21 protein-coding genes are annotated in these 25,772 nt (G+C 64.6%); 7 read left to right on the top strand and 14 right to left on the bottom strand.

Annotated elements, in window-relative coordinates; all coding sequences use genetic code 11:
• Nucleotides 1-34: 34 nt before the first annotated feature.
• A complete protein-coding gene (locus ACMX2H_RS09945; RefSeq protein ID WP_414960340.1) occupies nt 35-1,264 on the bottom strand; it encodes a M14 family zinc carboxypeptidase in 1,230 nt (409 codons plus the stop codon).
• A 151-nt stretch (nt 1,265-1,415) separates the two neighbouring features.
• Entirely contained in the window at nt 1,416-3,182 is a 1,767-nt protein-coding gene (locus ACMX2H_RS09950; RefSeq protein WP_414960341.1) for a BCCT family transporter, read from the bottom strand.
• A 91-nt stretch (nt 3,183-3,273) separates the two neighbouring features.
• Between ACMX2H_RS09950 and ACMX2H_RS09955 the strand changes: the two genes are divergently transcribed.
• Both ACMX2H_RS09955 and ACMX2H_RS09960 read left to right on the top strand, forming a co-directional pair.
• Entirely contained in the window at nt 3,274-3,897 is a 624-nt protein-coding gene (locus ACMX2H_RS09955; RefSeq protein ID WP_414960342.1) for a cob(I)yrinic acid a,c-diamide adenosyltransferase, read from the top strand.
• Between the two features lie 66 nt (nt 3,898-3,963).
• The gene (locus ACMX2H_RS09960; RefSeq protein ID WP_414960343.1) at nt 3,964-4,755 is read left to right on the top strand and encodes an IclR family transcriptional regulator domain-containing protein; all 792 of its coding nucleotides are present in this window, start codon (nt 3,964-3,966) and stop codon (nt 4,753-4,755) included.
• A 111-nt stretch (nt 4,756-4,866) separates the two neighbouring features.
• On the opposite strand, the gene ACMX2H_RS09965 is transcribed toward ACMX2H_RS09960, so the two are convergent.
• Both ACMX2H_RS09965 and ACMX2H_RS09970 read right to left on the bottom strand, forming a co-directional pair.
• Entirely contained in the window at nt 4,867-6,906 is a 2,040-nt protein-coding gene (locus ACMX2H_RS09965; RefSeq protein ID WP_414960344.1) for an ABC transporter ATP-binding protein, read from the bottom strand.
• Complete coding sequence (locus ACMX2H_RS09970) at nt 6,903-8,636, bottom strand: ABC transporter ATP-binding protein (RefSeq protein WP_414960345.1); 1,734 nt, start codon at nt 8,634-8,636, stop codon at nt 6,903-6,905. Before ACMX2H_RS09970 ends, ACMX2H_RS09965 begins: the two co-directional genes overlap by 4 nt.
• Nucleotides 8,637-8,854: 218 nt before the next feature.
• On the opposite strand from ACMX2H_RS09970, the gene putP reads away from it, so the two are divergent.
• Entirely contained in the window at nt 8,855-10,366 is a 1,512-nt protein-coding gene (gene putP, locus ACMX2H_RS09975) for a sodium/proline symporter PutP (protein WP_414960346.1), read from the top strand.
• A 243-nt stretch (nt 10,367-10,609) separates the two neighbouring features.
• Here putP and ACMX2H_RS09980 read toward each other — a convergent pair whose 3' ends face one another.
• Nucleotides 10,610-10,900: a DUF1540 domain-containing protein gene (locus ACMX2H_RS09980; protein WP_136786542.1), complete on the bottom strand. Its 291-nt coding sequence runs from the start codon at nt 10,898-10,900 to the stop codon at nt 10,610-10,612.
• Nucleotides 10,901-11,138: 238 nt separating this feature from the next.
• Between ACMX2H_RS09980 and ligM the strand changes: the two genes are divergently transcribed.
• Nucleotides 11,139-12,545, top strand: coding sequence for a vanillate/3-O-methylgallate O-demethylase (gene ligM, locus ACMX2H_RS09985; protein ID WP_414960347.1), 1,407 nt, complete (start codon nt 11,139-11,141; stop codon nt 12,543-12,545).
• A gap of 129 nt (nt 12,546-12,674) precedes the next feature.
• Here the strand turns inward: ligM and ACMX2H_RS09990 are convergent, their stop codons facing one another.
• The gene (locus ACMX2H_RS09990) at nt 12,675-12,974 is read right to left on the bottom strand and encodes a hypothetical protein (RefSeq protein WP_414960348.1); all 300 of its coding nucleotides are present in this window, start codon (nt 12,972-12,974) and stop codon (nt 12,675-12,677) included.
• Between the two features lie 262 nt (nt 12,975-13,236).
• Nucleotides 13,237-14,103, bottom strand: coding sequence for a methylenetetrahydrofolate reductase (locus ACMX2H_RS09995; protein WP_414960349.1), 867 nt, complete (start codon nt 14,101-14,103; stop codon nt 13,237-13,239).
• 161 nt (nt 14,104-14,264) lie between these two features.
• Here ACMX2H_RS09995 and ACMX2H_RS10000 point away from each other — a divergent pair, with 161 nt between their 5' ends.
• On the top strand, nt 14,265-15,572 hold the full coding sequence (locus tag ACMX2H_RS10000; protein WP_414960350.1) for an MFS transporter: 1,308 nt from the start codon (nt 14,265-14,267) through the stop codon (nt 15,570-15,572).
• Nucleotides 15,573-15,797: 225 nt separating this feature from the next.
• Nucleotides 15,798-16,541, top strand: coding sequence for a maleylpyruvate isomerase family mycothiol-dependent enzyme (locus ACMX2H_RS10005; protein ID WP_414960351.1), 744 nt, complete (start codon nt 15,798-15,800; stop codon nt 16,539-16,541).
• Between the two features lie 221 nt (nt 16,542-16,762).
• On the opposite strand, the gene ACMX2H_RS10010 is transcribed toward ACMX2H_RS10005, so the two are convergent.
• Nucleotides 16,763-17,776: a PDR/VanB family oxidoreductase gene (locus ACMX2H_RS10010; RefSeq protein ID WP_414960352.1), complete on the bottom strand. Its 1,014-nt coding sequence runs from the start codon at nt 17,774-17,776 to the stop codon at nt 16,763-16,765.
• Between the two features lie 20 nt (nt 17,777-17,796).
• Nucleotides 17,797-18,861, bottom strand: a complete 1,065-nt coding sequence (locus ACMX2H_RS10015; RefSeq protein ID WP_414960390.1) for an aromatic ring-hydroxylating dioxygenase subunit alpha — start codon at nt 18,859-18,861, stop codon at nt 17,797-17,799.
• A 224-nt stretch (nt 18,862-19,085) separates the two neighbouring features.
• On the opposite strand from ACMX2H_RS10015, the gene ACMX2H_RS10020 reads away from it, so the two are divergent.
• Nucleotides 19,086-19,706: a PadR family transcriptional regulator gene (locus ACMX2H_RS10020; protein ID WP_414960353.1), complete on the top strand. Its 621-nt coding sequence runs from the start codon at nt 19,086-19,088 to the stop codon at nt 19,704-19,706.
• Between the two features lie 170 nt (nt 19,707-19,876).
• Here ACMX2H_RS10020 and ACMX2H_RS10025 read toward each other — a convergent pair whose 3' ends face one another.
• The 5 genes from ACMX2H_RS10025 to ACMX2H_RS10045 form a co-directional block, all read right to left on the bottom strand.
• On the bottom strand, nt 19,877-21,445 hold the full coding sequence (locus ACMX2H_RS10025) for an acyl-CoA synthetase (protein ID WP_414960354.1): 1,569 nt from the start codon (nt 21,443-21,445) through the stop codon (nt 19,877-19,879).
• Nucleotides 21,446-21,666: 221 nt separating this feature from the next.
• Nucleotides 21,667-22,677 (bottom strand): ABC transporter substrate-binding protein, encoded by a 1,011-nt coding sequence (locus ACMX2H_RS10030; RefSeq protein WP_414960355.1) that lies wholly within the window; start codon nt 22,675-22,677, stop codon nt 21,667-21,669.
• A gap of 163 nt (nt 22,678-22,840) precedes the next feature.
• Nucleotides 22,841-23,839, bottom strand: a complete 999-nt coding sequence (locus ACMX2H_RS10035; protein WP_414960356.1) for an ABC transporter substrate-binding protein — start codon at nt 23,837-23,839, stop codon at nt 22,841-22,843.
• A gap of 204 nt (nt 23,840-24,043) precedes the next feature.
• On the bottom strand, nt 24,044-25,039 hold the full coding sequence (locus ACMX2H_RS10040) for an ABC transporter substrate-binding protein (protein WP_414960357.1): 996 nt from the start codon (nt 25,037-25,039) through the stop codon (nt 24,044-24,046).
• A 271-nt stretch (nt 25,040-25,310) separates the two neighbouring features.
• On the bottom strand, nt 25,311-25,766 hold the full coding sequence (locus ACMX2H_RS10045) for a MaoC family dehydratase (RefSeq protein WP_136786530.1): 456 nt from the start codon (nt 25,764-25,766) through the stop codon (nt 25,311-25,313).
• Nucleotides 25,767-25,772 lie beyond the last annotated feature (6 nt).

Consider the following 25,772-nt stretch of genomic DNA (forward strand, 5'->3'; position numbering starts at 1 on the left):
CGTTAGTGTTGGCGCTGCCTAAGACTCACAATGCTCAGTCGGCAGAGTCGTCCCAGCCGTAATCCGGGTACTCGAAAAAGTCGTCACCGTCGAGCGTATCCACCTCGCCGGTGGCCATGGAATCAATGAGCGACTCCAGTCCGGTCTGGACCGTCTTCACCAGCATGCCCTTCATCTTCTGGCCGAAGGTATTCGACTGGCCCCGGACCTCAAAAAGGACCGTAGCCGACCCGTTCAAGGCGAACGCGGAGCGGCCTTGCCCGGCGTATTCACGTTCCTCCGGGTGAAGATAGCGGCCTACAGCTGCCAGCGGTGACTGGGAACCGTAGCTGTCCTTGATCCCGTCCGCCACCGCCAAGGCGTACCGCCTGGACTTATCTTGATCAAGCAGCGGCCAGTCCTCCTTGTAGGCAGCACCGTCGTTGACACCCAGCGGCGGGTAATCCAAGGCCACCGAAATGTGCTTGCCGTCCTGCTCGCCTCCGGTCTGAACGTTACAGGGGCCCATGTGGTGTAGATCGACGACGGCGTCTACTTCGCCGAATTCTGCCCGCAGGTCAACATAGACGTCCCTGATGGCCTGGGATTCCGGAGCGAGGAAGAAGCCCGCATCTACCTGGCGTCCCGGCATGTCTTCCGGCTTCGGCACATAGTCCAGGTCCGGGTTGAAGTCCCGGTTCAAGTCAAAGCCGGGTACGTCGGTGCCGCCGCTGCCCGTCCGGTAGTACCAAGCAGGGGCGGACCCTTCAAGCTGCGGATGCAGGCGTTCCACTTCATCCCATGACTGCACGTTGGTGCGGCGATTCAGTTCACCTCCATCCGGGTTCACCATGGGCATGGCAATCAGGGTGACTTCTTCCAGTGTCCGCTGGGTCTCAGCATCGTTGCTGGAGCCTAGCTTCTCGACGATCGCAAGGAGCGCTTCGGTTCCGGTCCGTTCATTGCCATGAATGGCGCTTTGGATGAGCAGCACGCGATTGCCGCTGCCGACGCGGGCGGCATAGAGGTCGCGGCCGAGGGAGGACTGGCCCACCACATCCACGTCCACGCGGCCGTTGCTTTTCTGTTCAATACGATCAAGTCGGGATCCGAGCTCCTCATAGCTGGTCCACCCGCTGAACTGCGGGGAGTCCGACGTCTTGCATATTCCGTGGCCAGGCACGTTGGCCTTTGCCGGTGCCGCTGTGGCCGGGACGGCGGTGACCATCGTGCATACCAACGCCGCTGCACCGATAGCGCCGAATAATCTGCTGGGATTGTTCACTGGTTCTCCTCTGGCGAGTGATTGAGACAAGTCAACCGTTTACCCAGCAGGGGCGGTGGTCAAGAGACATCAGTCGGTTTCGGCGCGAGAGCAGCAAAGTAGCGGGGCGGGGCCGACGAACATGCGCCAGCCCCGCCCCTCATTGCGTTAGCTACGGGTGGTGTCCGTGTTTCTTTCCGTCGCCTACGTCTTCGGGAAGGCCTCCGGCAGGATGGTTCGGTCCGCCCGAACCATTCGTGAACCGCGGCTCGTCCGCCTCCACCACCCGCATCTCCGACGTCGTGGTGGGCACCGCAAACGGCACGTTGCTGGGCACACTGACAGCGCCGCGCACCGGGCCCATTCGCCGTTGCCGCAACGGGTCCCGGCGCAGGTCCACGTACAGCGACACACACAGCCCGATGATGATCACCACGAAGGGCGTCGACGCCAAGATGGTGAACGTCTGCAGCGCGTCCAGTCCGCCGACGAACAACAGCACAGCGGCCACCGCTCCGGTGAGAATGCCCCAGATGATGACCAGTGGCTTCCACGGTTCCTTGCGGCCGCGGGAGGACAGCGTTCCGAGCACCACGGCGCCCGCGTCAGCACCACTGACGAAGAACACCGCGGTCAGCACCATCACCACGATCGCCGCGCCGATGAAGAACGGATAGTGCTGCAGCGTGGCAAAGAAGGCGGCCGCCTCGTCACCCGCCCCGGCGATGTCTTCGCCGCCGAGCTGCAGATACATGCCGGCTCCGCCGAAGATGGAGAACCAGATCACGCTGACTGCGGTGGGGACCAGCAGCACGCCGAGGACGAATTCCTTGATCGTCCGGCCGCGGGAAATCTTGGCGATGAATGTGCCCACGAAGGGCGTCCAGGAAATCCACCAGGCCCAGTAGAAGATGGTCCAGTTGGCCAGCCATTCGGTGCCGCCGAACACGGCCGAGTGGAAGCTCATCGGAACGAGGTTGGCCAGATAGTCACCGATCGAGGCGGGAATCAGGTCCAGGATGAAGACGGTGGGGCCGAGGACGAACACGAACAACAGCAGGACTGCAGCCAGCACCATATTGGTGTTGCTCAGCCATTTGATGCCGCGGGAAACGCCGCTCGCCGCCGAGATCACCACGCCTACGGTGAGCACGCAGATGATCAGGATTGGTGCCGCTGCCCCCGGATTTTCCTCGAATTCGCCGGTCCGCAGCAGCGCCAGGCCGGCGGCAATCTGCAGTGCGCCAAGGCCCAGCGAGGTCGCCGAACCGAACTTGGTACAGATGATGGCCAGGATATCGATCGGCTTGCCCCAGCCCTTTTTCTCGATCCGCTCCTTGCCGAACAGCGCCTGGAAGGGCGAGCTCATCAGGTTGCCGCGGCCCATACGGTAGGTGGAATACGCAAGCGCCAGACCGACCACCGAGTAGATAGCCCACGGGTGCAGGCCCCAGTGGAAGAGCGTGTAGGCCATCGCATTGTTGGCCGCCTCGGGCGATCCAGGGGCAGCATCAACGAACGGAGGCGGCGAGGCCAGGTGCGTGACCGGTTCGTAAACGCCAAAGAACATCAGCCCGATGCCCATGCCCGCGCTGAACATCATGGCGATCCAGGACAGCGTGGAAAACTCGGTCGATTCCCCCTCGCGCGAGAGCGGAATATTGCCATACCGGCCAAAGGCCAGCACCAGCGAAAACGCCACAAAGCCAGTTGCCCCGAGAATGAACAGCCAGCCGAAGGTACTAGTCACCCATCCGAGAAGTGCTCCGGCTACTTCGGTAACCTGCTCCGTAAAGAAAATGCCTAGCAGGCAAACGACGACGATTATGCCGCCCGAAACGAAGAGAACCGTCTTATCGACGGTTTGCCAGCCCCGCCGCCCGTCGTCCGATTCCTCGGAAACAGTCGGCAGAGGGCCAGTGAATTCGTTGCTCATCATGGTCCTCACTATTGTCACCGGTTGGCGTTCCGCGGCCCCGGGCTTCCTGTGGCTCTTCGATGTCAAACGTCCCGTAAGTATAGTTGCAGGCATGAATGAACGTGGCGAATCAGTAGCGGACAACCAGCCGGAAACCGATCATTATGGGGACTCCGGCCGCACCGTGTTCGGCAGCCACGGCGAAGTGTCGAAGAACGATCTGCGGGTCGTTGCGCACGCCGAAGTGGATGCTGCGAACGCCGCCGTGGCGGTGGCCATGGCCGGCGGTGGACTGGCCGCCGAGGCCAACGCGATGCTCGTCAGCGTGCAGAACGACCTCTTTGATCTGATGGCTGACCTGCTGGTGCCGTACCCCAGCGACCTGCCGGTGGACGCGCGCATCATCCCGGAGCATGCGGAGCGGTTGGAACGCGCCATCGATCACTTTCGGCAGGAAGCCGATGATCTTAGCGGCATGCTCTTGCCCGGAGGCACGCTCTCCGCTGCCCTGCTCTATCAGGCCCGCACTACGGTGCGCCGGGCCGAACGAATGGTCTGGGCCGCCCTGGACGAACACGGCGACGTGATCAACCGCGAAACCGGACGCTACCTCAACCGGCTGTCGGGTCTGCTGTTCGTGATGGGCCGGGCGGCCAATGCCGAGCACGGGGACGTGATGTGGGTTCCGGATGCGTCCGTGCTGGGTGTCCTCGAGGAGCGCACCGACACGGACTGACCGCACCGCTACGCATGGTGTAACCAGCATCACGGTCAGGTCGCTGGCCGGGTATCCTCTCCAGTGATGACGATCACCAGCGAGCCCGATCTCCGGCCCGGCGCCGAGCCGTCCGTGCGCACTTTGGCGCGCGGGCTGTCCGTGCTGAGCGTGTTCGACGACGGCGCTCCGTCCATGCGTGCCGCCGACGTCGCGGCGCGTGCCGGGCTGAACCGGGCGGCCACCGCCAGGGTGCTGCGGACGCTGGTCCATCTGGGCTATGTGCGTTGCCACGGGGAGAAGTTCGCACTGACCCATCAGGCGCTGGAGCTGGGCCACGGCTACCTGTCCGGCTCCCCCTTGGTGCTGGCCTCCCGCCAGAGCGTCGAATGGTTGACGAATGAATTCGACGAACCGTGCACGGTTGGCGTGCTGGTCGGCGGCGACGTCATCTGCATCGCGGCCACCCGGGTGCCCGGCATGATCCGCGCCGGGCTGACCGTCGGTGCCCGCATTCCGGCGCACGCATCGTCGATGGGAAAGGTGCTGATGGCCGGGCTGAGCGAGACCGATTTCGGCTCCGCCATGGACGCAAGCCAGTTCAGCCGGCTCACTGAGCAGACCATTGACAGCACCGAACGCTTCCGGCTGGAGATCGAGCAGGTGCGCAGGCAAGGCTATGCGGTCAATGACAGCGAACTGCAGTCCGGCCACCGCACCGTTTCGGTGCCGGTCAAGGACAAAGCCGGGGCGGTGGTCGCCGCCGTCGGCGTCAACATGCTGGCCAGCCCGGACACCCTGCACACGGCGACAGAGGCACATCTTCCGCTGCTCCGCCGTGCCGCCGAGCGCATCGCCGAAGGCTGCGCACCCGAATAGCCGAGCGGATCGCCGAAGGCTGAGCTCCGGCATTACGGACGACGGCGGCGCCAAAGGTGGGATGCGAATCCTCACCCGGGCACCGCCGTCGTCATTCCCGTGGTTCAGCGGTCAGGGCACCGGATCCGCTGCCGCCGCGAACTGGGACATGTAGAGCCGGTAGTACGGGCCTTCGGCAGCCAGCAGCGTGGCGTGGTTGCCCTGCTCCACGATCTTGCCGTCCTCCATCACCAGGATCACGTCCGCGTCCCGGATGGTGGAGAGCCGGTGCGCGATCACAAAACTCGTCCGGTCGGAACGCAGCGCGGCCATTGCGTGCTGCACCAGCAGCTCGGTGCGCGTGTCCACCGAGCTGGTGGCCTCGTCCAGGATCAGCAGCGACGGGTTGGCCAGGAACGCCCGCGCAATAGTGATCAGCTGCTTCTCACCGGCGGAGACGTTGTTGCCCTCTTCGTCGATCAGGGTGTCGTAGCCGTCCGGCAGCGCCCGGACAAAACGGTCCACGTAGGTGGCCTTGGCTGCCGCCATGACCTCTTCCTCGGTGGCATCCAGGTTGCCGTAGCGGATGTTGTCGAAGATGGAGCCGCCGAACAGCCAGGCGTCCTGCAGCACCATGCCCACCTTGGAACGCAGTTCGGCCCGGCTGAGCGCGGTGATGTCCACGCCGTCCAGCGTGATCCGGCCGGCGTCGAGTTCGTAGAACCGCATCACCAGGTTGACCAGCGTGGTCTTGCCCGCTCCCGTCGGCCCCACGATCGCCACCGTCTGACCGGGGTTCGCCGAGAAGGAGAGGTCTTCGATCAGCGGCTTGTCCGCGGTGTAGCTGAAGCTGACGTTGTGGAACTCCACGTGGCCGTCGGTCTTGGCCGGCAGCGTCTCGGTGGCGGTGTCCGGCTCCTGCTCATCGGCGTCGAGCAGTTCAAAAACCCGCTCCGCGGAGGCAACGCCGGACTGCAGCATGTTGGCCATGCCCGCCATTTGGCTCAGCGGCTGGTTGAATTCGCGCGAGTACTGGATGAACGCGGTGGCATCGCCCAGGGTCATGGACCCCGACGCCACCCGCAGGCCACCGACCACGGCAATGCCCACGTAGCTCAGGTAGGAGATGAACTGCATCACCGGCATGATCATGCCGGAGACGAACTGGGCGCCGAACGAGGCCTTGTAGAGCTCCTCGTTCTTCTCGTCGAACTGTTCCACCGACTGCTGTTCGCGGCCGAAGGCCCGGACCAGATCGTGGCCGCTGAACGATTCCTCGATGTGGCCGTTGAGCGCACCGGTGTGCTTCCACTGGGCGGTGAACAGCTTCTGGCTCCGGGTGCCGATCAGGCCGGCGCCGACGGCGGACAGCGGCAGCGCGATCAGCGCGATCAGGGCCAGCTGCCAGGAGACGATGAACATCATGATGGTGATGCCCAGCAGGCTCAGCGCGGACATGATCAGCTGCGCGAAGGCCTGCTGCAGTGCCTGCTGGATATTGTCGACGTCGTTGGTCACCCGGGAGAGCATGTCGCCGCGCTGCCGGGTGTCGAAGTAGTTCAGCGGCAGCCGGTTCAGCTTGGCTTCCACGTCCTGGCGCAGCCCGAAGACCACCCGCATCACAATCCGGTTCAGCAGCCAGCCTTGCAGCCACATGAACAGCGAGGAGACCACGTACATGCCCAGCACCAGCAGGATCAGGTTGCCCAGCAGTTGGAAGTCGATGCCCACGCCGGGCACCAGTTCCATGCCGGAGAGCAGAGCTGCGAACTGATCCTGGCCCTGCGCGCGGAGTCCGGCGATGACTTCTTCCTGGCTGGCGCCGGCCGGCAGGTTCATCCCGATCGCGCCGTTGAAGATGACGTCCATGGCGTTGCCCAGCACCTTGGGCGCAATCACGTTGAGCACCACGGCCACCACAACCATGGCCAACACCAGGACGATGCTGGCTTTCTCCGGCTTCAGCAGGCCGAACAGGCGCTTGGCGGACGGCCAGAAGTGCTGGGCCTTGCGGGTCGGTGTCCCGGTCATGAAATCCTGGTCGGCCTCGCCGGGCTGGAACTGCTCCTCCAGGACCTCTGCCTCGGCTTCCGCGGCAGCGGCAGGGGTGGGCGCTGCCACCGGGTCGGGTCCGGTGGCCAGCTCGGACTGGGCTTCTTTGTCCGGACTCATGCCACTTCCTCCACCGCGGTCTGGGAATCAACAATTTCCTGGTAGGTTTCGGAGCTTTCCAGCAGTTCCTCATGGGTGCCGCGGGCCACGATCTGCCCGTGCTCCAGCACCAGGATCTGGTCCGCCTCGATGATCGTGGCCACACGCTGGGCAACGATGATCACGGTGGCGTCCTTGGTGGTCCCCTTCAACGCAGCCCGCAGCCGGGCGTCGGTTGCCACGTCCAGCGCCGAGAACGAGTCGTCAAAGAGGTAGACCTTGGGCTTGGCCACCAGCGCCCGGGCAATGCAGAGCCGCTGGCGCTGTCCGCCTGAGACGTTGGTGCCGCCCTGGGAGATCGCCGACTCCAGTCCTTTGTCCTTGGCGCGGACGAAGCCGTCGCCCTGGGCCACGCGCAACGCCTCCCAGAGTTCCTCGTCGGTGGCGTCCGGATTGCCGAAGCGCAGGTTGTGCGCCACGGTGCCGGAGAACAGGTACGGCCGCTGCGGCACCAGGGCCACCCGGTCGGTGATGTCCGTGCGGGCCATCCGGGTGACCGGAACGCCGTCGATCAGCACGTCGCCGCTGCCGGCATCGAACAGCCGCGGCAGCATGCTGATCAACGTGGTCTTGCCGGCGCCGGTGCTGCCAATGATCGCCGTGGTTTGACCGGGCCGTGCGGTGAAGCTGACATCACGCAGCACCGGCACTTCAGCACCGGGATAGGCGAAGGTCACGTTGCGGAACTCGACGACTCCGGCGGGCTCGCGTGCCTTCTCCGGCTCGGCGGGTTCGTGCACGGAGGGCTCGACGTCGAGCACCTCGCCGATGCGTTCGGCGCAGACCGAGGCGCGCGGGATCATCATCGCCATGAACGTCCCCATCATCACCGCCATCAGGATCTGCAGCAGGTACTGCAGGAAAGCGGTCAAAGCGCCCACCTGCATCTCGCCGGCGTCCACGCGCAGGCCGCCGAACCACAGCACCGCCGCCGTGGCCAGATGCAGGATCATGCCGATCGAGGGGAACATCAGCACGAACAGGTTGCCGACCGAGACCGAGACATCGGTCAGTTCACGGTTGGCCTTCTCGAAGCGCTTGGCCTCGTAGGGCTCGCGGACGAAGGCCCGGACCACGCGGATGCCGGTGATCTGCTCGCGGAGCACACCGTTGATGCCATCGATCTTCTCCTGCATGGTACGGAAGAGCGGCATCAGCTTCCAGACCAGCAGGCCCACCACAACAAACAGCAGCGGCACCGAGACCCAGACCAGCCAGGACAGCTGCAGATCTTCGCGCAGGGCCATGATGATGCCGCCGACGCACATAATCGGGGCCATCACCATGAAGTTCAGGCCCATCAGCACCAGCATCTGCACCTGCTGCACATCGTTGGTGCCGCGCGTGATCAGGCTGGGCGCGCCAAACTGGCCCACCTCGCGGGCGGAAAACCCGGTGACCTTATGGAAGATTCCGCGGCGCAGGTCGCGGCCCACCGCCATCGCCGCCTTGGACCCGAAGTAGACGCCGGCGATCGCGGCGGCCACCTGGACAAAGCTGACGGTCAGCATGACGCCGCCGGTGCTCCAGATGTAGTCGGTGTCGCCGCGGGCAACGCCCTCGTCGATGATCTGGGCATTCAGGCTGGGTAGATACAGTGCCGCGATGGTCGCAATGAGCTGCAGGACCACCACAGCGGCAACGAAGGGGAGATAGGGACGGCCGTAATGGCGGATTAAACGGAGCAGCATCGGTGTGACGCAACTTTCGGGGCAAGGGTTGAGTGAGGCCAGATAGAGGCTACACCTTTTAACTGATTGGCGAAAGCCAATCGGAGGGGTGTTTTCTTGCCAGTATTGAAACGATTTAGCCCGGAATCACGCCGCGGAAGGCCTTGTGGCTGGCGTCATATGTACGTCCGCTGGAATACTGAGTCGGAACCAAACCACTACTTGGGGAGGACCCAATCTTGGACGACCAGATTTTCCAGATCATCGCCATGCTGATCTACATGGCAGGAATGCTGGCTATCGGTTGGTGGGCCTATCGGCGCACCAGTGACCTCGACGACTACATGCTGGCTGGCCGCGGCCTCAAGCCCGGCGTAGCGGCGTTGAGTGCCGGCGCCTCGGACATGTCCGGCTGGCTGCTGATGGGACTGCCGGGCGCACTCTACGTCGGCGGCCTGTTCGAAGCGTGGATTGCGATCGGCCTGACCATCGGCGCCTGGCTCAACTGGAAGCTTGTGGCCCCGCGGCTGCGTTCCTACACCGAAGTGTCCAACGATTCGATCACCGTCCCCAGTTTCCTGGAGAACCGACTGAAGGACCGCTCGCATCTGCTGCGGGTTGTCTCCGGCGTGATCATTTTGGTGTTCTTCACCTTCTACGTCTCCTCCGGCATGGTGGCCGGCGGTATCTTCTTCGAGTCATCGTTCGGCTCTTCCTACGAGGTCGGCATGCTGGTGGTTGCCGGCGTCACGGTGCTGTACACCATGTTCGGCGGCTTCCTCGGCGCGAGCTACACCGACGTAGCCCAAGGTCTGCTGATGTTCGCGGCCCTGCTGCTGGTGCCGATTGTCGGAGTCTTCGCCACCGGTGGCCTCGGTGCCACCATCGAGTCGATCCAGCAGGTGGACCCGAACCACCTGAGCCTGTTCACCGGCGGCGCCGTCGCCGGCATCTCGGCAGCAGCCTGGGGCCTGGGCTACTTCGGACAGCCGCACATCATCGTCCGCTTTATGGCACTGCGCACGCCCGGCGAGGCGAAGACCGCCCGCCGGATCGGCATCGGCTGGATGCTGATGACGGTACTTGGCGCCACCGCCACCGCGCTGGTGGGCGTGGCCTACTTCCAGCAGAACCCGGGCGCCACCCTCACGGACGCCAAGTCGGCGGAATCGGTCTTCCTGGACCTGTCCCAGATCCTGTTCCACCCGTTCGTCGCAGGTTTTGTGCTGGCGGCCGTGCTGGCGGCGATCATGAGCACCGTCTCCTCGCAGCTGATCGTCTGCTCCTCGGCACTGGTGGAGGATCTGTACAAGATCTTTGCGCGCAGGCAGGCGTCGGCGCAGACCCAGGTAATGCTCGGCCGGCTGGGCGTGCTGGTGGTCTCCCTGGTGGCCGGCATCCTGGCCTGGGCGCGCAATGACACCATCCTGGGCCTGGTGGCCTTCGCCTGGGCAGGCTTCGGCGCCTCCTTCGGGCCCACCATCATCCTGTCCCTGTTCTGGCGGAAGCTCACCGTCGCCGGAGCGCTCTCCGGCATGGTTGCCGGTGCGGTGACGGTGTTCGTCTGGGGCACGTCGGCGCTCTCGGACACCATGTACGAGATTGTCCCGGGCTTCATCCTCAACGTGGTTGTCGCCGTCGTCGTCAGCCTCCTGACGCACAAGCCCGTGCCGGAAATCGAGTCAGAGTTCGAGGAAGCCGTCCGCCGGGTGCATGCGCAGGAAACCCCGCTGGCTGCCGCAGAGCGCTGATCCGCTTCACCCACCGCACCCACACTGGTGCCCTTCCCGGCGTCGGCTACTTTCGACGTCGGGAAGGGCACCTGCCGCGCTTCGGGTGCTCTGTCGTCGACCCTTCGAGCGGGCCGCCGTCGGGACTTGGTGGCATCGGCAGTCGTCACGCGGCCGGGTGGCTGCCGTCGAAGCGGCACAGCCGGGCCGTAACTACGGTCGGGCGGGCGCGCCGCCGTTAGCGGCCTGCCTGGAAGGGCCGCGCTACCGGTGCTCGTACGTCAGGCAGTCGGCGTTGTCGGCGCCGGGTCCCACGTGGACCGCCGGAGCTTGGCACATGAGGTGGTCGTTGTGCGTGCATTCAGCGCGCTGGCAAGCACCAACCCCGGCCAAGACCTTGGGCAGGCCGCCGTGCGCTCCGGTGTCAATGAACGTGGCGCAGGCAGCGTGGTTTTCGCCGCCGGCAACGGTGATGGCACCGGCATTGCATTCAGAGTGATCGTTGAAAGAGCAGTTGGTAACGCTGCAGTCGGAAACGTGAGCTGTTGCGGTCATGGCGGTTCCTCCATGCTTCTGTCGCTCGAATGGGCACCCTGGCTGGGCTGGCCCTGAATCCACGTTAGGCCTGTGAGACGCAATCAAAAAGGCAGATTTTCGTTCCCTATTTCCCCGCCGGCGGATTTTCCCCGGACGAAAACCGTCGACATATCTACCTCCATAGATATAGAGTCGAGGTGTCTTGGGATTGTGCACTGCATCACAATCAAGCCGCCATCGAGGAGGACAAGTACCCATGAGCGCAAAGAACCTCCAGGAAGTCCTGGACCAATCCGGCAATACCGTCAACCTGCTGCGTAACTCGCAGCTCGGCGCCTACATCTACCCGGTCGTCGCGCCGGAATTCACCAACTGGCGCAGCGAACAGCGAGCTTGGCGTGAGTCCGCGGTGCTGTTCGACCAGTCGCACCACATGGACAACCTGTTCATCAAGGGCAAGGACGCCCTGAAGCTGATTTCGGATACCGCCATCAACTCGGTAGCCAACTTCCCGGTCAACAAGGCCAAGCAGTACGTTCCCACCACGCCGGCCGGACACGTGATCGGCGACGGCATCCTCTTCCACGAAGCCGAGGGCGAGTACGTTTACGTGGGCCGCTCCCCTGCCGCCAACTGGCTGATCTACCACGGTGAAACCGGCGGCTACGATGTGGACATCGAAGTGGACCGCCGGTCCCCGTCGCGCCCCATGGGCCAGCCGGTGAAGCGCAAGTACTGGCGCTTCCAGATCCAGGGCCCGAACGCCTGGAAAATCATCGAGAAGGTCAACGGCGGCCCGGTGGAGCAGCTGAAGTTCTTCAACATGGACCACATGCAGGTGGCCGGCCGCCAGGTCCACACCTTGCGCCACGGCATGGCCGGCGCGCCGGGCCTGGAGATCTGGGGCCCCTACGAGACCTACGATCAGGTCCGCGACACGATCCTGGAAGCGGGCCAAGAGTTCGACATGCTCGCCGTCGGCTCCCGCGCTTACCCGTCCAACACGCTGGAATCCGGCTGGATCCCGTCGCCGCTGCCGGCCATTTACACCGGCGAGGAACTGCGCTCCTACCGCGAATGGCTCGGCGCCGACAGCTACGAAGCCGTCAACGCGGTGGCGGGAAGCTTTGTCTCCGACAAGATCGAGGACTACTACCTGAACCCGTGGGAGCTGGGCTACGGCCACATGGTGAAATTTGACCACGATTTCATTGGCCGCGAAGCCCTCGAGAAGATCGACCCGGCAACGCAGCGCAAAAAGGTCACGCTCGAATGGAACGCCGACGACGTGGCCAAGATCTTCGCCTCGCTTTTCGATGCCGACGGCACGTCGTACAAGTACTTCGACCTGCCGCTGGCCAACTATGGCTCGTCGAACTATGACGCCGTGCTCGACGCCGCCGGCGAGACGATCGGCCTTTCCATGTTCACCGGCTACTCCGCGAACGAGAAGAAGGCGCTGTCCCTGGCCACCGTGGACGCGGATGTTCCGGAGGGCACCGAAGTCACCGTGGTGTGGGGCGAGCCCGACGGCGGGTCCCGCAAGACCACGGTGGAGCCGCACCAGCAGCTGAACGTGCGCGCCATCGTCAGCCCGGTACCGTACTCCTCGGCGGTCCGGCAGGACTACCCGGGCGGCTGGCGCTCCGGCAAAAAGGCCTGATGACCGGCTGCTCCTAAGGAGCACGACGGCGAACGGCGGGGAGGATCTCCGAAGGCATCCTCCCCGCCGCTTCAGTCAATCGACTGGTTGTTGGCCGCCGTCACTGTGAACGCTGGCCCACCGAGCCTGTTAGTCGCCATCCTCCGGCAGGACCGTCTCCTCGACGTACCGCTCGCCCGTCTCTGTTTCGCGGACGCTGTAGTGCTGTTCCATATGCTCAATGGCGGCGGCGTCCTCGGGGCCGGGCGCCTTGACCGGGTCATCGATGGCGGTGCGGTCGGCATCGCCGTAGACGTTGGCCAGACCCTGCTTGGCGTCCGGGGGTAATTCACCCGGCGCCAGCAGCTCTTCGTCCCGGGACGTTTCGCCCGCGGTCTCGTCCCGGTCCTTCCGGTCGTAGCGGTCCGGATTGTTGATTTGCTCGCTCATGGAACTCCTCCCGTCAGGCGCCCGTGCGCCGTATCTTCACCTAATCACACAGCAGTCGCGTGCAACAGGGCCGCCAGGCGTCCTTCGCCGTATCCCGGAGCCTCCGCAGGCGCCCGTTCGCTCCCACCTATCAAGAGCCGGGCAAACCAATCGCCCTAGTCAGAGCGGGGTAAGCGTTTTGAAACGTGGGAGGTTACTCCTATAGGTGGGAGCGAAGGCCCCCTGCCACCGGCCGGCGAAGACTCCGCACCGGCAGGCCCCGCTACCGTCCGCCGCGGAAGTCCGTGACCCACTCCGCGGTGGCCTTCATTCCGCCGAAAGTGTAGAAGTGCAGCTTCACCGTGCCGTGCACGGCCGGATCGTAGCGGCGGGCGAGTTCCTCCAGGAACTTGTCCGGTCCGGCGGTGCCCAGCAGGTTGGTCAGTGAGAACCCGTACTTGTGCACGATTCCAGCCGAAGAGGCCACGCCGAAACGCTTGGCATAGTTCAGCAGCCGCTTGACCCCAGCCGGGCCCGGGACGCCAATCCGCACCGGTGCATTGATTCCCCGGCGACGGACCTCGGCCAGCCACTCGAGCACCGGGTCGACGTCGAATCCGAACTGGGTGATGATGACCGACTCCAGGTTTTGCTGCTGCAATTCGGCATATTTGTTCTCCAGGGCCTGCCACAGCACGTCGTCGGAAATATCGGGGTGGCCCTCCGGGTAACCGCTGATCCCCACCCGGCGAATGCCGTACTTGGCGAGCAAGCCGGTGCGGATGACTTCCAACGAGTCCGGATAGGGCCCCATCGGCTCGGCCGGATCCCCGCCCACCACAAAAACATCCGCCGGCACTGCGTCCGCGGACAAGGCCTGCAGGAAATCCTCCAATTCCGCCTGCGACGCCAACCGGCGGGCGGAAACGTGCGGCACCGGCACGAACCCGAGCCGCTTCACTGCGGCTGCCGCGGAAACCCGCATCGGCAGGTCCTCGTTCCCCAGGAAGGTCACGTTGATCAGCGTGCCGGGAGGAATCGCGCCGGCCGCATCTTCCAGCGCGGGAACGTCCTTGCCCGTCATCTCCAGTGAGAAGTCATCGAGCAGCGCGCGGGCAGCGTCTGACGAAGCGTGTTTCGGGTCGGCCATGGTGTCAGTCCTTCCACATGTGGCGCCGATCACTCCCGACCGGCCTGCTGCGAGTCTAGCCGCAAAAGCACTACGGACATAGAGGGTTGCGAGTGATTTGCTTTTCTCAATCACTGGGCGGATACTATTGAGGCCTTCCCTTCTAACTCCAGGAAACCATCATGTCCACGCCCCGCGTGCTGAGGCCTTTCGCCCACCGCAACTACCGGATCCTCATTTCCGCCCTGGCCATCTCGGTATTCGGCACCGGCATGTGGGCCGTGGCCATGGTCTACCAGGTCATCGCCCTGGGCGGCGGCCCTATCCAACTCTCGCTCGTGGCCACTTGCTCAAGCGTCGGCCTGCTGGCGTTCGTGTTGCTGGGCGGCATCGCGGCCGACCGACTTCCGCGCCGTCGCCTGATCATCTGTGTGGAAGCGGCCAATCTGGTGGCCATCGGCGCCGTGACGCTGCTTGCCCTGACCGGACTGCTGCAGCTGTGGCACCTTGCCGCTGCCGCTTTCTTGCTGGGCGCGGGAGCCGCTTTCTTCTTCCCCGCATACTCGGCTATTCTGCCCAGAATCCTGCCGGCCGAGGATCTGCTGGCGGCCAACGGCATGGAGGGCACCATGCGCCCCCTGCTGCAGCAGGCGGCGGGCCCCGCCTTAGCAGGAATCGTCGTGGCTTCCTTCTCCCCAGCTGCAGCCATCGGCTGGATCTCGCTGTGCCATCTGGCCGCGCTGGTCATCCTGAACTTCCTGGGCCAAGAGCTGGTTCCGGATCAGGGAACGGTTGCGTCGGTCTCCGCCGAGGACGAGCCCCCGGCCAAGCGCAGTTCGGTTCTGGCCGATCTGCGCGAAGGCGTGACCTACACACTGAAGACTCCCTGGCTGCTCTGGACGCTGCTGTGGGCCGTGGTGAGCGTGCTCATTTTTATCGGGCCCATTGAAGTGCTGCTGCCGTTTGCCGTCGCCGACCAATTGGGCGGGGATTCGAAGACCTTCGGCTTCCTGCTCGGCATCTTCGGCGTCGGCGGGGCGCTGGGAGCCTTGTTCACTGCCTCCCTGCGGCTGCCCAGGCGCTACCTCACGGTGATGCTGCTGTTCTGGGGCGCCGGCGCCCTGCCCATCGCGGTCATCGGTTTTACCGACAGCTTCTGGGTGATGGCGGTGGCTCTGTTCGTGGTCGGTGCCACCGGCAGCGCGGGCCAGGTCATCTGGGGCACGCTGCTGCAGCGCCGGGTTCCGCCGCACCTGCTCGGCCGGATTTCCAGCCTTGATTTCTTTGTCTCGCTGGCACTGATGCCGGTGTCCATGGCGCTGGCCGGGCCGGTGGGCGAAGTGGTGCCGATCTGGCTGATCTTCCTATTCGTGGGCCTGGCCCTGCCGCTGCTGGCGGTGCTGGCGCTCACCTTCGGCGGCATGCTGAAGGACGAGATCGAGCACCCGCTGGAGCGCAAGCTGGAGCCTGCGGAGCCGGCCAGCACCTAGCAGCCGGCTCTGCCCGCCCCTCAATCGGACGACGGCGGCGCTCACCTGAGCGCCGCCGTCGCCATCAGCGGTAACAACCGGCTGCCCGCCCTGACCCATGACCCGATGAGCCGAACGCTACTCTTGACGCCAAGGGACGGGACCGTCTCGGAACTTCAGTGGAAACCGAACCGCTAGGCGCAGCCCGTGCGAGCGTGCCGCGCCACAACGTGCACAGGAGGATCGATGGTTGCCAGCGAGGACCTCACGAATGACCCGGAACTCAAGAGCGCTTTGCTCACCGCCCGCCGCGGTACCGCCTTCTTCGGCCGCAAACTCAAGGAACTCTCCGACGACGAGTTCGCCGCGCCGTCGCTGCTGCCCGGCTGGACCCGCGCCCACGTCATCGCCCACGTCGGCTACAACGCCCGAGCTATCGGCCGGTTGATCGTATGGGCCAACACTGGCGTGGAAACGCCGATGTACCCGTCGCGGCAGGCCCGGAACGAAGAAATCGACCATGGCGCCTCGCTCTCCCCGGTCGAATTGCGCGACCTCTACGAACAGTCAGCCAACCACCTCGACGTTGCATGGCGGAACACACCGCAAGATGCGTGGGGGCACGAGGTCAAAGCCGCTCAGGGCTACACCGCCCCGGCCACCGAAACCGTATGGTGGCGGACCCGCGAAGTCTGGATCCACGCCGTCGACCTCGACAACGGCGCCAGCTTCGCGGACATGCCCTCCGACGTGCTCGAACGCCTGCTCAAAGACATCACTGGCGCCTGGCACAAGCGCGGCGACGACAAAGACCTGCGACTGGAAGTCCTGGACTCAGGCGGCATCACGCAACTCGGCGACGCCGCGGCCGCCGATCCGGTTATTGTCACCGGCACCCTCTCGGACATCACCGCCTGGGCTGCCGGCCGATATACCCACGGCATTACCTCCAACAGGCCGGATACACCCCAAGCACCGCGCTGGATCTGAGCCCGGCGACAGCTCGGATCTCCGCGCAGGCGCAAGCGCCTTTGGTCGATCACCGAATCGGTTGTCGACCAAGCGAAGCGCGCGGAGACACGTCCGACTCGGATCTCCACGCAGGCGCGGGCGCCTTTGGTCGATCACCGGTGGCCAGGCGCTGGCGCCTTTGGTCGATCACCGGTGGCCAGGCGCGGGGGCCTTTGGGCGATCTCCCGAGCCCGGGCGGGTCAGGACACCTCGATGGTGACGACGGCGGGGCCTCGGCCGGGAACGGCGTCCGCTTTTGCCCCGGTGCCGGAGGTGACGGCGCGGGAGACGCAGCAGCACATTTTTTCCGCTGCCCGCTGCTGGCGCTCACTGTAGAAGACGTCCCGGTGGTCGATCGCGCCGTCCAGTTCCAGCACGCGGACTTCGCAGAGGCCGCATTCACCCTTGCGGCAGTCGAACATCATGTCCGCACCGGCCTCTTCGAGGGCCTCAAGCATGGAGCGGCCCTGGCCCACCGTGGCCTCGATGCCCAGCCGCGGGATCCGCACCACGAATTCCTCCGGGTCGTACCAGCCGCTGTTGCCGAAGGTCTCGTAGCGCAGGTTCGGCACCGGCAGCTCGCGTTCCGTCCAGGCGCGGCGGACTGCGTCCATCAGCCGAATCGGTCCGCACATGTAAAGTTCGGTATCCATGTCCGCGCCGGCCACTAGTTCGTCCACCTGCAGCGAGGTGGCTTCATCATCCACGTGGACCTGCAGCCGGTCTCCGTGCTCCTCCTGCAGCTGATCCAGATAGGCCATCGCCGCTCGACTGCGCCCGGCATACACCATTCGGTAATCCGCCTTCACGGCCTTGAGTACACGCGCCATGTTGACCATCGCGGTCACGCCGATGCCCCCGGCCAACAGGATGTACCGCTCGGCTCCGACCCGCAGCGGGAAATTCTGCAGCGGCTGGGTGATTTCCAGCCTGTCGCCGGCGGCCAGCGTGTGCATGAATTCCGATCCGCCCCGCGAAGCCGGCGCCTTCAGCACGCTCAGCGCCAGGCGGCGTCCGCCGTCGGAGGAGTCCACGATGGAGTAGGAGCGCTTGTCCTGCTGGCCGGCAATCCGGACTTTCAGGTCAACATGCGACCCCGGTTCTGCGTTCTTCGGCAGGGCCGGCTCCAGCACGATCCGCCGGATGCCGGCCGCCACGTCCTGCACCTCGACTACGGTGGCTTGCTGCCAGACTTCTACATTTGTTGCTGCCATGTTGTCGCCTGCGCCTTCCTCTAGACGCCGGCCTGGACGGCGGAAGCCATCCGACCCTCGGCCACCAGCATCCGCTCGATCAGCCGGCGCACCCACATGCCGCCGGAGTCGATGTTGAGGTTGTAAAACTCGTAGTCCGGATTGGCATCGATGGCTGCCTGCTGCGCCTTGAGCATTTCCTCGTCCTCGCCGAAGACGCCGTGCACGCCGTCGCGCAGCTGGGTGGTGATCAGCTGGCTGTCCAGTCGGTAGTTGCGCATGAAAGCCCAGAAATAGTGGCAGGACCTGTCGGTTTCCGGCGAGATCGTGTTCATTACGAATCCGTTCACGCCCTGACTGCGGTCCCCGTCCGGTGCGCCGGTGCCGGCCTTGGCCACCCCGACGTCGATGCAGATGGTGGACGGGGCTTGGAACGTGATGATCTGCCAGCGGTCCACCTTGCCCTCGAAGCCGGGGAATTTGTCCCGCATGTTCTTCAGCCAGAAAGGCGGGGCGTCGATGTTGTGCATCCAGCGGGTCACGGTGACGGTGCTGCCCTCATGGCTGACCACGAAGTCGGATTCGCTGAGCTCTTCCTGCCCAATCGAGGACGAGTGCACGAACTCTTCGTGGGTCAGGTCCATCAGGTTGTCCAGCACCAACTGGTAATTGCAGTCGGCGTGGATGGTCTCGCCGTCGCCCGCCCATTCGAGTGAGTCCATCTGGTGCATGTCCGGCACCAGGTCCGGGTCAGCCTGCGTCGGGTCGCCCAGCCACACCCAGACGTAGCGGTGGCGCTCAACTACCGGGAAGGACGGGACCGTGGCCGACGGGTTGATGGTTTCCTGCGCCGGCATCGAGACACACCGTCCGGCGGAGTTGTAGACAATGCCGTGGTACGGGCACTGGATTCCGTCTTTGCCCATGGTCTTGCCCATGGAGAGCGGAGCGAGGCGGTGCCAGCAGGCGTCGGCGAGGGCAACGGCTTTGCCGGCTTCGGTGCGGTACAGCGCCAGCGGCCGGTTGGCGATACGGCGGGCCATCGGCTTACGGGTGACCTCGTGGTCCCAGGCCGCCACGTACCACGCGTTGAGCGGGTGGCCCATGACCTTGTGGGTGGTGGAGCTGGCGGTCTGCACTGCAGCGGTCACAACGGTTCCTTCCGGTAGCGCGAGCCGACCTCGTCAGCGAGGCAGGCTCAGTTATATTTGGCCGATGGCGGCGCCGTCTCCGGATCCGCTAACTAACTATCAACATAGATAGTGGCGTGGATCTCAGACTATCGATGGATATAGTGATTGGCAACACAGCTCAAAAGAAAGTTGGATCAATGAGTCTTCGCTACGCCCTGCTGGCGCTGCTCAGCGTTGAGCCCATGACCGGCTACGACCTCTACAAGGAATTCGAAGCCTCCGTAGGGCACGTGTGGCATGCTCCGGACTCTCAGATCTACCCCGAGCTGCGGCGGATGGAGAAGGAAGGCCTGCTCGACGGCGAGGAGGTCACCTGGGGCCAGCGCGGCAAGAAACGCCGGTACCACATCACCGATGCCGGCGTGCAGGCATTCCGGGACTGGATGAACACCACGCTCGAGTACACCCGGGTGCGGGATCCAGCACACCTGAAGGCCGCCTACCTGGAGTGGGCCGCGCCCGAAGCCGCGCGCGAGCAGATGCGCGCGCACATTGAGCACCACACCGGGCTGCGCCAGCAATGGGAGCAGCGCATCCGCGAGATCGACCAGGACGCCAGCGAAATGCTGAACCGACGCCTGGCCGGCACGCCCGAAGCCGACCGCGACCGGGTCAAGGCCTTCAAGAGGTTCACGTACGAGGGCTTGGTGGCCCGGGCCGAGCAGGAGATTGCGTGGGCCCAGCGCGGACTGGACCTGATCGACGACCTCTACGCCAACCGGCGGAGCCCCCGGCAGGCGGCCGGCGGCAAAAAGTAGCCCGGCGCCCGGCCCCGCAAGAGCCGACGCCGGGCACCGCCGTCGTTAGCCGCGCCAGAGACAGGCTGCGGCCCCGCCTCCGCACGCCGCAGAACAGCGCACCGCTGAACAGCACCGGCCGCCGTCGCTGCCCTGAGCGGGAACGACGGCGGCGCTTGCCCGCGAGCAGGCTAGTTGGAGTATTCCTTGCGCAGGTCGGCCTTGCGGATCTTGCCGCTGGCGGTCCGCGGCAGGTCCTCCACGATCACCACCGACTTGGGGATCTTGTAGCGGGCCAGCCGCCCGTCCAGGTGCTGCTGGATGTCCTCGGCGGTCACCGCAAAGCCCTCGCGGACGGTCACCACCGCACGCGGCACTTCGCCCCACTTCTCGTCCGGAATGCCGATCACCGCCGCGCTGCTGACCGCCTCCAGCTCCAGGATGATCTGCTCCACCTCGGCCGGGTAGATGTTCTCGCCGCCGGAGATGATCATGTCCTTCAGCCGGTCGGAAATGAACAGGAAGCCTTCGTCGTCCACGTAGCCCATGTCGCCGGACTTGAACCAGACGCCGTCTGCATAGCTTTCGGCCGTGGCATCGGGGCGGTTCCAGTACTCGCGGATGACGTTCGGTCCGGAAATCTGGATCTCGCCCACTTCTCGCGCCGGCAGCACGTCGCCCATCGGGTCGGCTATCCGGACGTCGGTGAAGAAGTGCGGAAGCCCTGCGGAACCGGCCTTCGGGCGCGATTTCTCGGCCGCCAGCGTGGTGGCGCCAGGGGCGGTCTCCGTCATGCCGTAGCCGTTGGTGAACGACAATCCGCGTGCCTCGTAAGCCTCCAGCACCCGCATCGGCACCGCCGAGCCACCGCAGGTCAGCTTGTTCAGCGAACTGATGTCGGTCTTATCCCAGTCGGGGTGCTCGCACAGCAGCTGGTAGGTAGTGGGCACGCCGCTGATGGCGGTGGCTTTGTACTTCTCGATCAGCATCAAAGTCCGGCCCGGTTCGAACTTCGGCTCAAGCACCACGGTGGCACCCTTGAGCAGCGCGGGCAGCACACCCATGCCGAGCGATGCCACGTGGAACATTGGCGCGATCATCAGGGCGACGTCGCTGCTGGCCATGTCGAAATCCACCAGCACGTTGATGCTGTTCCAGGTCATGTTGCCGTGCGTGAGCAGCGCGCCCTTCGGCCGGCCGGTGGTGCCGGACGTATAGAGGATCATGGCCGGGTCATCGAGCGAGACGGCCACGTCGCGGCGCTCTTCGCTGCCGGAGGCAATCACCTCTTCCAACAGCTCGACGGCGGTGCCCCGCCCGGCTGCCTCGGGTGCTGCCTGCGCGGCAACCAGGCCGGCCGGTGCATCTTCCACGACGATCCGGTGGCTGAGTTCCAGCAGCGAACTGCCGCGGACGGCTAAAGGCTCCAGGCTGCGGGCGTGAATCAGAATGCGGCTGCCCGAGTCCTGCAGCGCGAACTGTATCTCCGGCGGGGCCAGCCGGGTGTTCAGCGGAACGAAAATCGCGCCCAGCGTGCCGCAGGCAAAGAAGGTCTCCAAAAAGGCCGGGTGGTTCTCCCCCAGGTAGGCAACCCTGTCGCCCCGGGCAATGCCGCGGTCCGCCAGCGCATTGGCCAGCCGGTCGACCCGCTCGGCAAATTCGCCGTAGCTCATCTCGCCCGCCGAGCTGATGATCGCGGTCTTGGCCGCGGACTTCATGCGGCGCTTATGGATCCAGGCACCGAGCCCCTGATTCTGCATCGTTCAAACCCTTTCGACGTACCCGGCGCCCGGGCTACCCAGCTAAGCCGCAGTGAAGCGCGTCACCATGGCCCACACCCCAAACCTAATGTCTTTTAGTTGAAAAAGTCAATAGTTGAGAATGCCGCTCCACTGCGTAGCGGACGGAGCCCCGGAGACACCGATGATGCCCCCTCCGGCAGGGAAGAGGCATCATCAGCGCTTGGTGCGGGACTTGCTGTCTACTGCTGCTGCGGCAGCAGCGCCTCCATGTCCGGAAGCTGGTCAATCAGACCGTTCTTCAGCGAGATATCGGCGATCTCCTTGATCGAGTCGGCATTGACTTCCTGCGGGAACTTCGGCAGCGTCAGCTTCTCGATCACGGCCGGGTCCAGCTTTGTGTAGGTCGGCAGGATTTCGCGAACGCGGTCAGGGTTCTCATCGGCGAAGGCCAGCGACTTCTTCATCGCCCGGACAAACGCTTCGGTGACTTCCGGCTTCTCCTGCACGTTCTTGTCGGAGGTGAAGTAGGTAGCTACGGTCAGATTCTCGACGGGATACGCATAGTTGGAGAAGACCGGCACGGCGCCGTCGCCTGCCACAATGGTCGCGAACGGCTCCACAGCGGCAATCGCATCCACCTGGTCGTTCGCCAGGGCGGCCGGCATGTCCGGGAACGGCATTTCCACGAAGTTCAGGTTGGACGAATCGCCACCGGACTGTTCAACAGCCTCGCGGACGGTGGAATCGCTGATGTTATTGAGCGTGTTGACGCCGATCCGCTTGCCCACCAGGTCCTTGATTTCCTTGATGCCACTGTCCGGCTTCACCATGACAGCCGCAAAGTCCTTATCCTGGTCACCGGTTGTGTTGACGCCGTTGGCCACCATCTTCATGTCCAGGCCCTTGGAGCGGGCGATGACCAACGAGGTGACGTTGCTGAATCCGAAGTCCATCTGGCCACTGGTGATCGCCGGAATGATCGCGGCACCACCCTGCGCCAGGGTCAACTCCAGGTCCAGCCCCTCTTCTTCGAAGAAGCCCTCCTCCTTGCCCAGGTAGATCGGCGCCACGTCCACGATCGGAATAACGCCCACATTGATCTTCGTCATGCCGCCGGATGCTTCGCCGCCGCCCGCGGGAGCTGTTTCCCCGCCGCCGCCCGACGGGCTTCCACCGCCGCACGCCGTCAATGCCAGCACCGCCGCCAGTGCCACTGCTGCCCTGATTTTCTTCACGGGTCCCTCTCCCATCAATCCTTCACTAGGCACGGATGTGCCCCAGATCACTCACAGTATCTACGTCCATAGTGTTCGCCGTCAACGAAGCATCCGGATTGTTATCAAAGCCGATCCCATGGCGCAGCGGTGGGGGATGCGGCTCCGCCCGAGCGGGACGTCGCGTCCGCTGCCGGCCCTACTGGGTGCTGGCAGGGAGCAGGGCGTCGAGATCCACTTCCTCGTCCACGGTGCCGTACTTCAGTACAGCATCAGCGAGCGTCTGTGCGGCGTCGCGGTCGAACTGCGGGTCGAAGCGCGGCAACACGATTTCCTGCAGCAGTGCCGGGTCTGTCTTGGTGTAGGTGCCGATGATCTCCCGGACCTCGTCTGGGTTCTCTTGCGCGTAGTTCATCGACTTGGTCATGGCCGCAGTGAACTTCTCCACCAGCTCCGGATCCTGCTGGATCTTGTCCGCCGAGGCGAAGTAGCCACCGATGTCCAGGTTCGGGTGGGTCCCGCGGTACGGCCAAGCCACTACCCGCGCCCCGCTCTTGATGGCGGAGGTCAGGAAGGGCTCCAAGATGAGGGCGGCGTCCACTTGGCCGTTCTCCACGGCGGCCAGTGCGTCAGGGAATGCGACTTCCACGAACTTCAGGGTCGAGCCGTCGCCGCCGGCCTTGTCCACGGCGGTCCGGATGGTGGTGTCACCGATGTTGGCCAGATTGTTGGAGGAGACCGTCTTGCCTTCCAGATCGGTGACCGACTTGATGTCCGAATCCTTCGCCACCACGACGCCGGCAAAGTCGACGTCGTCCTGGTCAGAGGCACGGGTTCCGTTAACCACATACTTCAGGTCCAGCCCCTGATCGCGGGCCACCATCAGCGAGACGGTGTTGCCGAAGGCGAAGTCGAAGCTGCCACTCACCACGCCCGGAACGGAGACCGCGCCGCCGGTGGTGTTCTCGATGGTCAGATCGAGCCCTTCCTCTTCGAAGAACCCTTTGGCCTTGCCCAGGTGGAGGGGCGCCACGTCGCCGATCGGAATCGCCCCCACCGTCACTGCAGTCATCCCCTCCGCCGGCGAAGCGCCGCCGCCGTCGGTTGCCGCCGGCCCGCCGGACGGCGACCCGCCGCCGCAGGCCGCCAGGGCTGCCGTGACGGCGGCGGCACAGACGATGGTGACAAGTCGCTTCATGGTGCACTCCCTCGTGTCGTTTCACGGTTTCTTGGGAGTCTAGGCAGCGACCGTTTGGCAGGCCACAGTCCGGGCCTGCAAGCCCCGCTCAACACTGTTAAAACTTCTATCGGCGGCCCGAAGCCGCCGCGCCCGCGGCGCCACACGCAGCAGGGGCGGCTCCCGGAATCCCGGAAACCGCCCCTGCTCAAAGCTGGACCGGACCTACTTTACGGTCATGGCCTGCACGTCCGGCTGGTTGTCTACGTACTTGTACTTGACCATCAGCTCACCCATGTCGCTGAGCACCTGGCTGCGCACCTCGCCGTCGAACACCTCCATCTTGAGGTTCTTGGCCACCTCTTCCGGCATGCCCATGAACTCCGGCAGGACAGCGCGCACGCTGTCGTTGTCCGCTTCGGCACCCTTCAGGGTTTCGGTCACGGCGGCCTTGAAGTCGGCAACGATCTCAGGGTTCTGCTCGGCGTAGCTGCCGCTGGTGAACGTCACCATGGTGGGCAGGCCCGGCAGAGTCTTCTGGTTCGGGTAGCCCAACAGCTTGTAGTCCTTGTTGGCCAACGCCTTGGACTGGAACGGCTCCGGAACCCAGATGGCGTCCACGTTGCCACGTTCCAGCTGCGCTTCCATGTCCGGGAACGGCATTTCGCTGAACTTCAGCTTCGACGGATCAGCACCATCCTCGGCAGCCGACTCCATAATGGTCAGGTCGCCCTGGGTTTTGAGCGTGTTCACGGCAGTGGTCTTGCCGGCCAGATCGGCGAAGCTCTCGATCCCCGAATCGGCCTTGACGATCACCGCGTTGTTGTCTTCGCCTTCAGCCCGGGAAGCGCTGTAGCCCGAGACGATTTTCATGTCCAGGCCCTTGTCCACCGCGGTCATCACTGACAGCGGGTTGCCTACCGCAAAGTTCATCGTGCCAGTGGAAACAGCCGGCAGCATTGCCGCGCCGCCCTGGCCGGTCTGCAGCTCGACGTCGAGCCCGTGTTTTTCAAAGATGCCTTCGTCGATGCCGTACTGCATGGCGCCGGACGGGGCGATCGGCAGCACGCCCACCGCGATCTTGGTCAGGCCGCTGTCCGCGGCGCCGGACTCCGCGGCCGGGGCTTCGCTGGATCCGGACGGAGAGCCCGACCCGCAACCGGTCAGTGCCATGGCGGCAATCGCGCCGCCGGCCAACAATTTGGCCAGATGCTTCTTCATGAATCGCTCCTTGGGTCCGTGGTGCCGTCCCCCGACCGTCGAGGGCTGACTGTGATCAGCACCACAGCTGAGTACAACGTAGAGTCAATAGTTGAATAAATCAATAGTTGTGGCCCGTTTGTGACGTTCGCTTTGGTCACGGCAGCGGTTCCGGCCTCAGCACCGAACCCGACCACGGCGCCGGGCCGTTCCGGCCCCGGCTCCAACCACCGAAACAGAGAGCGGCTGGAGCCGGGACCGGGCACAGCCGGGCTATCACACAGCCGGGCTGTCAGACGTAGAAGCGCGCCAGGAACTCAGCGATGACCGCGGGACGCTCCTCGCCCTCGATCTCGATGGTGTTGTTGGTCTTGATCTGCACGCCGCCCTTGACCTCCGTGACCTCGGAGATGGTGGAGTGCATGCGGACCTTGGCGCCGGCCTTGACCGGGTTGGTGAAGCGCACCCGGTCGAGTCCGTAGTTGACCTTGGTCTTGACACCTTCCACGTCGAACAGTTCGCTCCACAGCGGGATGACCAGGGACAAAGTCAGGAAGCCGTGCGCGATCGGTGCACCGAAGGGGCCTTCCTTGGCCTTCTCCACGTCGGTGTGGATCCACTGGTGGTCGTCGGTGGCATCCGCGAAGGTGTTGATCTGGTCCTGGGTGATCTCCCGGTAGTCGGTGTACCCGAGGTCTTTGCCGACCAGGTTGGGCAGATCTTCGAAGTTGACGACGGTGTTGCTCATGATTGC

This window comes from Arthrobacter sulfonylureivorans (assembly GCF_047607445.1).
Classification (GTDB): Bacteria; Actinomycetota; Actinomycetes; order Actinomycetales; family Micrococcaceae; genus Crystallibacter; species Crystallibacter sulfonylureivorans_A.